This window comes from Streptomyces sp. NPDC086549 (assembly GCF_044746205.1).
GTDB lineage: Bacteria > Actinomycetota > Actinomycetes > Streptomycetales > Streptomycetaceae > Streptomyces.
Window position 1 is genome coordinate 1 of record NZ_JBIVBS010000042.1, and the last position, 11,913, is coordinate 11,913.

The window sequence follows — 11,913 nt, forward strand, 5'->3', positions numbered from 1 at the left end:
CGCGCGGCTGAGGACCCCCGGCTGTCACCGGCCGACGCGGTGCGGCTGCTGAACGACCCGGAGGCCCACGTCCGCGGCACCGCGGTGCGCAATCCACAGCTGCCAGCCCGCGTCCTGGCCGGGCTGCTGCACGACCGCGACACGGCATGGGCAGCGGTCACCAACCCGGCGATCCCGGTCCCCGTCCTGCACCGCATCCTTACCGCGGCGGCGGCAGCCGTGGCAGCCCCGCCCTGAACACCGACACCCCACACGGAGGCCGTGGCGGTCCGACATTGAACTCCGGCACGCCTAGCGGGCCACCCCTACTCCAACTCCGCGAGCAAGCGCCGTGCCCGGTCGTACGTGCGCCGCCAGCGCACCTGCGGGGTTGGCCGCGACTGCCGCAGGGAGGCGGCTACTACGACCGGGATCACTGTGGAGGCCCGCGCCCGTTTCGGCTACACCGCGCCCATCGGCACTACCGACGACGGCCGCATGCGGCGCATCACGGTCCACCTGCCGGCCGAGTATGCCCGGCGTCTCTTGGACGCCCAGCGGGGCATCGGTGCCCAAAGCCCCAACGAGGTCATTGCCGAAGGCGTCCAGGAGGTCCACTTCAAGGACCACGGGCGCCGAGCGGGTCTCTCCATCCCGCCACCGGCACACACCTCATCTGGGCAGACATAACCTACGACCTCGGTTATCCAGACGACTTGGAGCCACTCGTCCACTGCGCACACAATCTGGACCGCTGGGAAGCGAACTGGAGCGTCTCACGTGAACAGCTCAACCGAGAAGCGGTCGAGGCTGCCTGCCAGCTGCTGAGCAAACGACCACAGCACGAAGGCGGTCACTGACCCGAGTCGAGCATCACTTCAAAGGATCCGCACCCAATGGCTATGCTCCCACTGCGGCGACGCCTGGCCGCCCCCAGTTCTTCCTGACCCGGAGGACCCCAGGACCATCGTGGCCCCGGACCTCTCCACTTGGCCCTGCTGGTGTTCTGGTCTGGAGTGGCCCGTTGTGGTTGCAGACCAACTCCCGGTCAGTGGTGTCGGTGTCGAGGAACGCGCACGGGGGATGAACGTGGCTGCCGCGCTGATGCAGGTCCTTTCGGTAGCTCGGCCCTGTTGAACATCTGCCGCTTCAGCGTTTTGAGTCTGTTGACGTGTCCCTTGACCACAGCGGAGCTGTAGTCCGAGGTCAGACCGGCCAGCACTCCGTCGATGTCCTGGCGGAGAAACCCGGGTGTGCAGGGCGTCGGCGGTCACCACCGTGTTCTCCAGCTTGCGACCAGCGCCGCACTGATCAGGAACGCCGCAGGTCAACGACATCGTTTGAGGTGAGGGGATCACTCAGGGAGCCCAGTTGCTCCCGTGCGGAAGGGATGGGCGATGATGTTCGTGCAGGCACGGTCTCGCTCGGTTGTCACGGGTCTCGACAACCACATGATCACCAGCACCGTGCCTGCTCTACTCTGCGGTGTTCCTTGCCGCACAGCGGACATGGTGGCGCGTCACCCGCGAGACCGGCGAACCCGGACCAATCCTCATCACGCAATGCTCTTGACGCGGCAGCGACCCCGAATTCCCGGATGCCAGTGGAATTCGCGGCACCGAACTCGTCTACCGCGTCGGCGAGCTGAAGCAGTGGGCACGCAACCTCTCCCGCACCGATACCGACGCTGACACGTCGTGACAGACCTCGCGACGGCCCGGTCCCTGGTCGATCCGGGAACGGGGAAAACGCTTTTCGTCTCAAGACACTACGCGGTCCCGTCGCCGAGGGCGGAAGTCGGCTGGTCGGGGAACTCCAGGGCGGCGTCAGGGCTTTCCCTGATCTCCTCCAGGACGTCCGTCGGCACGTCGGGCGGCCGGTTCGCCGAGGTGCGCAGCGTCCGTACGTCGCCGTATACGCCTTCGATCCCTCGGATGAACCTGCGCCGCAGACGAAGCACTCGGAAGAACGGCGTCACCTGCTTGCCGAGCAGTTCCAGTTCCAGTCCGGAGGAACGGGCGCCGCGCACACCGGCTGCGAGGTCGGCCAGCGCGGCAGGGGCTTCGCCGAGGGTGGCCTGCGCGCGCATCTCGATCAGGGCACCCTTCTCACCCGCGAGGAGCACGGTGCCGGACTTGGCCGTCACGAGATGGCTGATCACACACCAGTCGAGCTCCCAGGTGCCTGCCCAGTAGCGTTCGATCAGTTCCCTGGCTAGGAGCGGCTGGTCCGCCAGACGGTGCTCGGTCAGCCCTCGGTAGGCGACCAGCAGGGCGTTCTCGCGGGAGAACTCAACCAGGGCGCCCGCCTGGGCGTCGGCCAGCGCGGCGAACGGGCCACCGGCCTGTCCCGCCGCCTTGTAGGTCACGCTGACCCCGCCCCTGGTACGCCAGGTCAGCTCGTCCCGGGTAGTGGGAGCGAGCTGGGAACTGGTGATGCCGATCTCGTCGAGGCTGCTGATCGGCACGAGCCCCGGACCCTGGGCCGTGCCGACGTCGCCGAGCCGGTACCGGGCCGAGGGGTGCCAGGTCACCCAGTAGCCGTTGCCCCAGATGCCGGACAGTGCGCGGATGAACAGACGGGATGGATCGGGCATCAGTCGACTCCATAGTGCTGGAAGCAGTCGGTGTACACGCTGTCCGCGAACGGCGGGTCGAACGGCGGTAGATCCTTCGTGCCCAGGAGGGCGACCGCCTCCGCACGACTGATCGAGGCGAGCCTCTGCCGTGCCGTGGCCAGCGCGGCGGAGGGCGCCGTGTGCGAGCTGGCGGCCGCGGTGTAGAAGGCGTTCATGAGCAGTGCTGCGGCCGCATCGTGCGCTGGCCATAGGGACGCGATGACATTGCGGGACCCGGCGGTCAGGAACGCGCCCGGCAGGCTGGTGAACTCGCTGGCCGCGTGATGCCGGGGCAGCCCGGAGTCACAGGCCGAAAGCACCACCAGCGCGCAGTGCGGCAAGAGTAACCGTCCGGTGATCTGAGCGGCGGTGAACAGTTCGAGGCCTGCTTGCCGCTGTTCCTTGCGGGCCCCCAGCGGATCCGGTACTGATGACGGGGCTACCTCAAGCCCGGAACGGTAGGCGCTGTCGGCGTCGAAGTGGCCGTGGCACGCGAAGTGGACCCGGCCTGCATCGGGCAGGGCGGCGAGCAGGGCCTTGGTCTCGGGAGGGCACGGTTGGTAGCCCAGTGACTCGGGGATGTCCCTGGCAGTGTGGCGAAGGGTGCGCGACGGATCCGAGACCGAGATCCACGGTCGTCTGCCGTCGCGGCTCCGCGCTCGCAGCAGGGGCAGGGCGCCCGGGGTCGGCAGCACGCTCACAGCGCAGCCCGGCAGGAGGCCGGCCAGGCGCCAGTACGGAAGTTGGAACAACTCGTTCTCCGGGCTCACGAACAGCCGCACAGGAGGCTTGGAGCACACCTCTCCCACTGCCCCGGCGATCGCGGCGAACAGCCCTTCGTCGAGCCGGGACGCGCTCTGCTGGGCTAGGGCACGGGTCTCGTGGAGATCGTCGGGGTGCGCATTCAGATACTCGCGACGTGCCCGTTGCAGGCGCACCAAGGTACGGCGTCGCATCCGGGCGCCCCACTTGAACAGCCGGGCTGTGGTGCGGCCGTCACTGGTGAGACACGTAATCGTCACGGCTTCGGGTACCGTCAGAAGATCGACCAGGACCTCGCCCGGGGCCAGGCTGTCAGCTAGTCCTTCGGCGGGGACCGGATCGGCGTTCACACGAAGTGATCTGCCCGCGCTGGCGGCGACTTGCTCCAGCTCGCCGGCGGCGCGCTCCCGTTCCGCGATCGGCTCGGTGAGGCTCCGGAACTCGGCGGCGGCGAGCTGAAGGGCTGCCTCAGCCGCGCGCAGCCGGAGAACCGCGGGCACCAGCCTCTGATCCGCGCTGGCCTCTACGACCTCACCGACGCGCAGTGCCTCGGTCATGGTGGCGGCCCGGGCCCGCTGCCCCAACTCGAGCAACGAGCGCGGGTGCGAAGGCAATTCCGCCGCACTGTCGCTCCTGTCGACTGGCTCACCCACCTGGTGCAGTACGGCGGTTACGAACACTTCCGCGTCGTACGCCTCGGACAAGGCCACGGCGACGCTCTGCCGCAGCTCGATGGTGGCGGCCTCGGCACGCAACTGCTCGCCGAACTCGACGGCCGGGGCCAGTTCCGACAGGGCTTGGTGGGCCTTGGTCTGCCGGATCAGGTTGCGCACCAGGTCGATGCGGAAGCGCACGACGCGCAGCGTGTCACCGTTGCGCTCCGCAGCCCGGACAGCGGTTCGCAGGGCGACTTCGGCCTGCGCCCGGTTGCCGGAGAGGTCGTGAGCGATTCCAAGTGCGTGGCGGGCGTCCGCCTCGTACACGGGTTGGTGGAGCCAGCGCGCCTCGGCGATGCATGTTCTGAGCAGTGGCACCGCCTCGGCGGCATGCTCCGGTTGCCGCTGGATGATCACTGAAGCACGCCGCCAGGCCCATCCCTTCTCGTTCCGGTCGTCCACTCCGTCCGCGAACTCGCCCCGCCACTCGGTCGCCCAGGCGTGGCAGCCGAGTCTTTCCGCCTCCGCTGCCGCCTGCTCGACCATCCGTGCGCTCCGCTCCCGTTCGCCGAGGAATTCCCAGGTGCGTCCGGATTCCCTCAACATCCGGGCGGCCAGGGCGGAGTCACCGGCCGAGAACGCGAGTTCCCGGGCCTCCTCGAGCACCTCAAGGGTCTCCTCGAACAGACCTGCCTGCCGAGCGATCAAGGCATGCTGGTAGGCGAACGACACCAGGGAGTACGCGGGGCCCTCGTCGTGTGCCCGCACCGTGCCGCGGATGCGCCGAGCCACCCGTACGGTGTCCAGTGCGGTTCTCGCGTCACCGGCATCGGCCGTGACATCCGCCTGGTCCATGAGAGCCATGCTGAGGTCCACCGGGCTGCCCAGCCGCTCCGCCTCCGCGACGACGGAGGGACAGTCGCGCCGGAACTCCTCATGACGGCCCATCAGGGCAAGGGCGTGCAGCCGAAGCCGACGAACCCTGAGGCTCATCTGTTCATCGGCCTCCAATAAGCTCACGGCCCGCTCGAGGAAGTCGAACGCGTCCGCGGGGTCATCGAGTGCGAGCAGCCGCAGAGCGCCTTCCGTCAGGATGTCTCCACGGATCACGGCGGGAAACAACGCCGCGGCCGCGACGCCGAGCTTGGTCATGGTCATGGCGTGCAGCGCCGTGGAGGCCGCTCCGATGCGGTCCACGAGCTCCACGACTTCCTGCTGCCGGGTCTCGTGAAAGACCAGGTCGTAGTCCGCGCGATCGCCCTCGAGCCGCCGCTCCGCCTCGGGCAGCGACAGCCGTCCCTCCAGTACGTCCGTCACAACCCGGGCCACTGTGTCGCTCTCACTGGCCATGGCCGAAGTCCTCCGGCAACTGCTCGACGAGGGAGTTGATGCGGGCCATGAAAGGAGGAGGCAGAGGAGAGAACAGCACGGCGCACGCAGCGTCGGGGTCGTCGCCGAGCGCCTCGGCCAGTGTCCTCGTGGCATACACGCTCCACGCGGTGTGGGTGACGACGTCGTCATCGTCCAGATCCAACCGCCCCCTGGAGCAGGCGTGGGTCGGTGCCAGGCATGCCAGCCACATGAACAACGATCCGCTGTCTTGCGGTTTGAAGTAATAGGGCAGATACGGCATTTTGTCGCAGAGCTGCTCCACGTAGGCACGGATCTCAGGGATCTCCCACACCTCGCGGGGATCCGAATCCGGAACAACGAAGCTGACCACAAACCTGCCCCGCAGGTTCCTGAGCTCAGCGATCCGCTCGGGCCCCAGTCCCTGTGCGCGGTGGGAGAAGGTGACGACGAAGGGATAGACGTCACCGGCCTTTACGCGATCGAGGGGGACCGGGAACAGCAGTGGCGTCTCGTCGGGTGTTTCCTGGTCCTGCTCCGGAGAGACCGGCTCCACCTTGGGTTGACGGACTGTGATCCCCGTGGCGTCGAGCTCCGTTTCGACCCATTCCGTCAGCGTGTCGTCGTCGAACTCCATGTCATAGAGCGCGGCGATGACGACGGCCAATTGCGCGAAGGCATGCCAGGTGCCCGTGCGCGCCTTGGCCTTGCCGACCAGATGGCGGCAGGCCGCGGCCGTCTGTTCGGGATCGGAGGCGACCAGTTCCCGGATCGCCTCGATGCTCATCTGCTGACTGCCGTCCTCCGCGGGAACTGCGAGGTCTTCGATCCGTTCCAGGAACGCGGCGAGAGCCTGCTCTTCGACGCTCGGTTCCTCGGCGTGCGGACCTGCAGAACGCCGCTCAGCTGCTTCCTCGGGCATGTCCGACCCCCGTTCCGGACACGGGCGATATGGCGTACGTCACTCTGTCAGAATTGTACGGTTAGTTACCGAGCATCCGCCACGCGGACACAGGCGTGGTCGCGTGACAGCGGGTAGGCCGGACCTGCCCCAGGGGCATTGCGTGATGAGCATTGGTCCGGGTTCGCCGGTCTCGCGGGTGACGTGCCGTCATGTCCGCTGCGCGGCAAGGAGCACCGCAGAGTAGAGCAGGCACGGTGCTGGTGATCATGTGGTTGTCGAGACCCATGAGAACCGAGCGAGACCGTGCCTGCCCGAACATCATCGCCCATCCCTTCCGCACTGGAGCAACTGGGTTCCCTGAGTGATCCCCTCACCTCAAACGATGTCGTTGAGGAGACATCAGACGAGATCTCCTGACCCGTCGACAACCGGGCGTCGCGCCTGTACCGTCCGCGCTGTGCGACGAGTTGTGTTCGTGTCATTGTTCGTCGTTCTCAGCACGGCTGCCTGTGGCGCGAAACCCACTGCCGTTCCAGAACGAAGCCGAGAGCCTTCGGCACCGGCCGGGGTGGCCGGCTATCTCTCCACAGACTCCTCTTGGGTGGCCTTCCTCCAGTGGAAAGCGGACGCCTCTGGCGAACTGGAGGGCACCATCGACCGGGCGATGGCATCCGGCAGCCCGCCGGATGCGACCGTCGAGACGAGCACCGGCTCGTTCACGGGACGGATCGACGGCCGCTCGGTGACCCTTCAGATCGACTTCCACACCGACTACGGCAACCTGTCCGACGGCACCCTCACGCTGAACGTGCGCCAGGGCGACGGGAGCATACGCGCCGTCACCTACCACCGGGCTTCGCCGAGCGACTACAACCAGGCGCTCGGGACACTGAGGAATACGGTCACACGCGCCAACGGCCGCACGGAGCACGACCAGCAGATCAAGCAGGAGATCCAGGCCCTCGCGGACGACTACGGGACGGTCGGGAAGTACAAGGGCTCACTCAAGGACGACCTGTCCACGCTGGGGTCCGACGTCTCCACGGTCGGCGACGACCTCACGACCACCCACGACGACGAGAAGGCGGTCATCGCCGAGTCGTCCACGAGCGACGCGTCGGAGGTGTGTGTCGACGCCAACGGCGTCGATGTCGATGCCAACGGCGTGAGCGTTGACGCCAACGGCGTGAGCACCGACCTGGTCACGCTCACGGGCGACCTGTCGGCGCTGCGGACGGCGGTCTCCAGCCTCCGGTCCAGCATGCGGGCCGTCCAGACGGACGTGCCCGCGTACAACGAGGGCGACGGGAAGCCGACGCCCGCCGATGCAGAGAAGGCAATCACCGGTGCCCAGTCCTTCATCACCGGCCTGGTCACGCAGGTGAACGGCGTCATCGACCAGGTCAACGCCCACGTCACGGACGCCTACGGCTACTCAGCAGCCGCCAGCAAGGCGGGCAGCTGCGGCTCCGCTTCCTCCGCGCCCGATCCGATCGAGCGCGTCAAGTGAGCGCGGCCCGGACGTTCACGGATCCTGATCAGGCTGCGGTTCGCCGCTGCGCACGGCGTCAGCGATATCGCGGAGATCCCACAGGGCCAGGGCCTGGCCGCGTGCGGGGTTGGGCTGCGAGGCGGCGGGCGCGACGCCGCGCCGTCGTGCCCACTCACGGAACTGACCGGACGTCTTCATGCCCAGCGAGTACGCCGCCTGAGCCGTAGTCACCAGGGGGCGGCCGTCTCTGCCGAGTGGTGCGGTCACACCTCAAGTGTGACCGCCGCTGCTGCTAGCGAGTACGGCGCAGTCTGGTCGGCGCGTGATTGTTTGTGGTGTTCGGCGTGCGGGCGTGTTCATGAACCCCCTCTGTGATCTCAATGTGCTGACGGAGAGTCATGTCTGGTCGAGGTCCGTTCGCGCACAGGGCGTGATGTTCTTGTGGCGGACCGGTGTGACGAGCGGGCGGCCCCACGGGCGTTCGCGGGTCAGGCGCCGCGCTGGCGAGCAGCACCGAGGCCGAAGCTGCGCGCAGTTCGGGGGGTGTCTTTATGCCCTTCATCGCGGTTCGGCTTCATGGTGTTCAAGGCCGAGGTCACCGACCGGGGACTGTGCCCATCCTGCGTCCCCGGTCTGCAGCAAGTCTGATCTCGGTCGGTGGATCACAGCCGGGCATCATCTTGCGACCGGATGATGCCCGCGAGGTGAAGCGCGGTCATGGGTTCCAAGCCGCAGGCGGTCAGCCGGAGCGGCGGTCCGGCCGTGTGGCGACGCGAAGCGTTGCCCGGCCGGATCCAGCACCCCCTTCCGGGCTCAGAGCCCGGCGACTTTCGTACTCGCCGACAGCTCGTAGACAGGGTGACCGTGCGGCGGCTGTCCGGCGACAGGGTGATGTCCCAGCTTCGGGAACGGGGTGAAAGCAGTGGCTGTGGCCATCAAGCCGCACGAGGCGCCTTCACTCTGCTGAACGGCATCGTCCCAGCGGCCGTGGAACTGCGCGGCGGCACAGACCCCACACGGCGGTGTCTCGTAGACCGGCCGGGTGAATGTTCTGCCGGTGGGTCCACAGGGAGCTCGGCTCGACCAGATAGCCGGCCATACTGTGCGAATGTCCGCACAGAAGAAGATTCCCTCGCTGATCCATCAGACGTGGAAGGATACTGACCTCCCTCTGGAATGGCAGAAGTGGGCTGATTCCTGGCGTCTGCACCACCCCGACTGGGGGTATCGGTTGTGGACCGACGCGGACAATCGCACATTCCTTCAGGAGCACTATCCGTGGTTCCTGCCGGTTTATGACGGCTACCCCGAAGTGATCATGCGGGCCGACGCAATTCGCTATTTCCTGCTCGACCACTTCGGTGGGCTGTACGTGGATCTGGACTTCGAGTGTCTGCACTCCGTCTCTGGAATCCTTGAGGGGCGCGAGCTCGTCCTCGGCTGCGAGCCGGACGTACACACCCGGCTGCTCCTGGCCCGCCAGCGCGGATTCGGCCGCATCGTCGGCAACGCGTTCATCGCGTCGCGGCCGGGCCACCCCTTCTGGGCCCACGTGCACCGCCAATTGGTCAGTGCCCACAAGCTGCCCAGCACTCTGGACGCGACAGGCCCGTTCTTCCTCACCAGAGCGATCGACAGCGCCCCGGAGCCTGACTCGATCACAGTTCTGGGCCCGGAAGTCCTGTACCCAAAGGTGAGCCCCTACGCGACAGAGCTGTTCGGCCCGCAGGAAGCCGACTACGACCGCGCGTGCGCTGTGCATCACTGGTCGGACAGCTGGGCGTGCGATACGTCCGGGCCGCCGCGGATGTCGGCCGGCAAGCGGGTTCCGTTCCGGGTGAGCCAGGAACTGCAACCGCTCGTTGACGGTCTGCTCAGCGTTGACACCCAGCGCCGGCGCTGGGCCTCGGGCGCGCCCGCGCCGACGGTGTCATGCCTGATGGTGACCAAGGACCGCTCGGCGACAGCGCGACGGGCGATCACGTGTTTCCGTAACCAGACCTACCCGAACCTGGAACTGGTAGTGGTGGAGGACGGCACGGATGACGCCTTGGAGCAGCACATCCGCGACCTGGGCGACCCCCGGATCTGCTACCATAGGCTCCCCCCGGAGGGGCGGTCGTTGGGCGAGCTGCGCAATGAGGCGGTGGACCGGGCCACCGGGCCCTACGTGTGCCAGTGGGACGACGACGACCTGTATGACCCGGAGCGGGTCGAGACGCAGATGGCGGCGATTCTCGCACTCGGCGCCGAGGCGTGCTTCCTCGCCCGAGAGCAGCTGTGGTGGCCGGCCCGCCGCAAGCTCGGGGTCTCCTGCGCGCGGGTCTGGGAAGGGTCGGTGGTGTGTGCGATCGACCGGCTCCCGCGCTACCCGGCGCAACGCCGGGGCGAGGACACCCCAGTGACGGAAGAGGTGGTCCGGACCTCCCGGGTCGTATCGATCGACGCACCCGACCTGTACACCTATGTGTGCCATGGGGCCAACACGTTCAACGAGTCCCATTTCGCCGAGCACTTCGACGTGGCGACCCAGATCTGGGCCGAACCCGGTGCTTACGCCGAGCGGTTGCTGGCCATGGCGACCCGGCTGCCGATCGAACCCGGGGACGTCACCCATGCGGAGAGCGGCACCACCACCGACCGAACCTCCGAGCGGAAACTGCGGCCGACTGCCGTGCCCGCGACGGCCCCGGCGAGCGAGCGGCCCCGGGTGTTGGTCCTCAGCCCGCTCAAGGACGCGTCCGCTTTCCTGCCCGGCTATCTGGACCGCCTTCGCGCGCTGGACTACCCCCGCGAGGCGATCTCGTTGGGCCTGCTGGAGGGCGACAGTCGAGACGCGACACCGGACATGCTCCAGCAGGTCCTACCCAGACTTGAGGCGGAGTACCGGCGGGTCACGCTTGTGCGCCGCAACTTCGGGCTCCAGCTGACCGGACCCCGTTGGGAACCCGGCATCCAGCGCAGGCGCCGGTCGGTGCTGGCCAAGGTACGCAACCACCTGCTTTCCCGGGCCCTCGTCGACGAGGAATGGGTTCTGTGGCTCGACGTCGATGTCACCGGTTACCCGGTCGACCTGGTGCAGCGTCTGCTCGGCGCGCGCAAGGACATCGTCGTTCCGCACTGTGCCACCGCCCCCGGTGGGCCTACGTACGATCTCAACACCTTCGTCCTTCACCCGAGGGCCGGCACGCTCAACTGGTCCCAGTGGCTACGTGACGGCATCCTTCAGCCCCCGAGGGGGTTCGGCCGGACGTACCTCGACGAGTTGCGAGGGCAAGGAATCCTCCGCGTCGACTCGGTCGGCGGTACCACATTGCTGGTACGCGCCGACCTTCACCGTGACGGCTTGATCTTCCCGTCCTTCCCCTATCAACACCTCATCGAGACCGAGGGTTTCGCCGCGATGGCCCGGGATGCGGGCATCGCTTGCTGGGCGATGCCCGACCTGGAAGTGCTGCATCCGCACCACGCCCAGGCGCCTGCGCAGACCGAGGCTGTCCCGGTTCCCTGAAGCAGGGCCGCACGGGTGCCGGCGCAATTGATCCAATTACGTAAAGTGTTCGTTTTGACACGTTAGGTAGCCAATCTTATGGTGGCACTACTGCCCTGCCGTGGAGTTCATCGGCATCTCGGTGCAGATCCCCACAGAAAGGCGCCACCGTGAAAGCCCGCCCCATCACCTCCCTGGCTCTTCCTGCCGTACTGGCCACCGCCGGACTGCTCATTCCCGCGGAGGCGGCTTACGCCTCCCTCGTTGCGGATTCGGCGGGCTCGGTGAAGTACGGACAGCACATACAGCCGATGGGCGACGTCACCTTCACGCCGGGGTCCGAACACCCCTGCCCCCCGTACGCCAACGTGACGATCTCGGACTACGGGCACTGCTGCACGCCTGTCGGCAACATGACGATCTCGGACTACGTGCACTGCTGCACGCCTGTCGTCAACATGACGATCTCGGACTACGGGTACTGCCGCGACCACGATCACCACGACCACGGGCCTCACAAACCTGACTACGCGTCGCTCGACCGTCAGAGCTAGGTCGTGGGGGGGCCCGGGGCGGACGGGGGGGGGCCCCCGCCCCGCCCCCCCCCCGCGCCCGCCGCGGGCCCCGCCCCACCCAGCCGCGCCGAAGCGCCACCGCCAGCGC

At 67.5% G+C, this 11,913-nt stretch carries 8 protein-coding genes and 1 pseudogene; 5 read left to right on the plus strand and 4 right to left on the minus strand.

Translation table 11 applies throughout. The features are described from left to right. A pseudogene (locus tag ACIPSA_RS50225) lies at positions 1-237 on the plus strand (hypothetical protein); the annotation flags it as partial. A 108-nt stretch (positions 238-345) separates the two neighbouring features. Continuing rightward, positions 346-669, plus strand: coding sequence for a telomere-protecting terminal protein Tpg (gene tpg / locus ACIPSA_RS50230; RefSeq protein WP_402648747.1), 324 nt, complete (start codon positions 346-348; stop codon positions 667-669). A 1,078-nt stretch (positions 670-1,747) separates the two neighbouring features. Here the strand turns inward: tpg and ACIPSA_RS50235 are convergent. The 3 genes from ACIPSA_RS50235 to ACIPSA_RS50245 are packed head-to-tail and all read right to left on the minus strand — an operon-like array spanning position 1,748 to position 6,286. After that, a complete protein-coding gene (locus ACIPSA_RS50235) occupies positions 1,748-2,575 on the minus strand; it encodes a hypothetical protein (RefSeq protein ID WP_402648749.1) in 828 nt (275 codons plus the stop codon). Beyond that, complete coding sequence (locus ACIPSA_RS50240; protein WP_402648751.1) at positions 2,575-5,364, minus strand: CHAT domain-containing protein; 2,790 nt, start codon at positions 5,362-5,364, stop codon at positions 2,575-2,577. Before ACIPSA_RS50240 ends, ACIPSA_RS50235 begins: the two co-directional genes overlap by 1 nt. Next, on the minus strand, positions 5,354-6,286 hold the full coding sequence (locus ACIPSA_RS50245; RefSeq protein WP_402648752.1) for a hypothetical protein: 933 nt from the start codon (positions 6,284-6,286) through the stop codon (positions 5,354-5,356). Before ACIPSA_RS50245 ends, ACIPSA_RS50240 begins: the two co-directional genes overlap by 11 nt. 583 nt (positions 6,287-6,869) lie before the next feature. Between ACIPSA_RS50245 and ACIPSA_RS50250 the strand changes: the two genes are divergently transcribed. Continuing rightward, on the plus strand, positions 6,870-7,778 hold the full coding sequence (locus tag ACIPSA_RS50250; RefSeq protein ID WP_402648754.1) for a hypothetical protein: 909 nt from the start codon (positions 6,870-6,872) through the stop codon (positions 7,776-7,778). A gap of 15 nt (positions 7,779-7,793) precedes the next feature. On the opposite strand, the gene ACIPSA_RS50255 is transcribed toward ACIPSA_RS50250, so the two are convergent. Beyond that, on the minus strand, positions 7,794-8,027 hold the full coding sequence (locus ACIPSA_RS50255; RefSeq protein ID WP_402648756.1) for a hypothetical protein: 234 nt from the start codon (positions 8,025-8,027) through the stop codon (positions 7,794-7,796). 841 nt (positions 8,028-8,868) lie between these two features. Between ACIPSA_RS50255 and ACIPSA_RS50260 the strand changes: the two genes are divergently transcribed. Then, positions 8,869-11,271: a glycosyltransferase gene (locus ACIPSA_RS50260; RefSeq protein ID WP_402648758.1), complete on the plus strand. Its 2,403-nt coding sequence runs from the start codon at positions 8,869-8,871 to the stop codon at positions 11,269-11,271. Positions 11,272-11,420: 149 nt separating this feature from the next. Then, entirely contained in the window at positions 11,421-11,804 is a 384-nt protein-coding gene (locus ACIPSA_RS50265; RefSeq protein WP_402648761.1) for a hypothetical protein, read from the plus strand. Positions 11,805-11,913 lie beyond the last annotated feature (109 nt).

What these genes read in the sequence shown, in the direction of transcription:
- ACIPSA_RS50260 (WP_402648758.1), top strand. Translation starts at nt 8,869, where the DNA reads ATGTCCGCACAGAAGAAGATTCCCTCGCTGATCCATCAGACGTGGAAG.
- ACIPSA_RS50235 (WP_402648749.1), bottom strand. Translation starts at nt 2,575, where the DNA reads ATGCCCGATCCATCCCGTCTGTTCATCCGCGCACTGTCCGGCATCTGG.
- ACIPSA_RS50245 (WP_402648752.1), bottom strand. Translation starts at nt 6,286, where the DNA reads ATGCCCGAGGAAGCAGCTGAGCGGCGTTCTGCAGGTCCGCACGCCGAG.
- ACIPSA_RS50240 (WP_402648751.1), bottom strand. Translation starts at nt 5,364, where the DNA reads ATGGCCAGTGAGAGCGACACAGTGGCCCGGGTTGTGACGGACGTACTG.